The sequence below is a fragment of the Corallococcus sp. AB049A genome (assembly GCF_003668885.1).
GTDB classification, from domain to species: Bacteria; Myxococcota; Myxococcia; order Myxococcales; family Myxococcaceae; genus Corallococcus; species Corallococcus interemptor.
On sequence record NZ_RAWL01000956.1, the window covers coordinates 1 to 501 of the forward strand.

1 protein-coding gene is annotated in these 501 nt (G+C 65.9%); it reads right to left on the bottom strand.

What is annotated here, in order from left to right; all coding sequences use genetic code 11:
• Positions 1-383: two-component system response regulator (locus D7X55_RS40425; RefSeq protein ID WP_121725733.1), on the bottom strand; the 383-nt coding region annotated here is incomplete at its 3' end.
• Between the last annotated feature and the right edge of the window lie 118 nt (positions 384-501).

Consider the following 501-nt stretch of genomic DNA (forward strand, 5'->3'; position numbering starts at 1 on the left):
GAGGCGGGCGGGCGCACGGCGGCGGCGGCCATCCGGGCGATGCGGGCCATGAAGGTGGGGTCGCACGGCTTCACTTCGTAGTCGTCCGCGCCCAGCTCGAAGCACACGTGGCGGGTGAACTGGTCCTCCACGCCGCTGAGCATGATGACCTTGCAGTCGCGGGTGGTGGGGTCCCGCTTCAGCTGGGCGAGGAGGTCCCGGCCGTCCTGGTTCTGGTTGATGTCCAGGATGATGACCGCGGGCCGGTGCTTGCGGGCCAGCTCCAGCACATGTTCGGAGGTGGTGTCGGACACGCAGACGAGGCCGGAGCGCTTGGCCTCCCGGGCGAGTGCGGACACGACGAGGGGCTCATCATCCGAGATGAGGACAGTGGGAGCAGTCATGGTCCTCTGTGGGGGAACAGGGGCGGATCAACGTGCAACACCTTGGAACTACAGGAAGGCCCGGATGTTGTGAAGAGGGTGAACATTGTCCCGTCCTGAAGGGTAGGTAGGACAACAG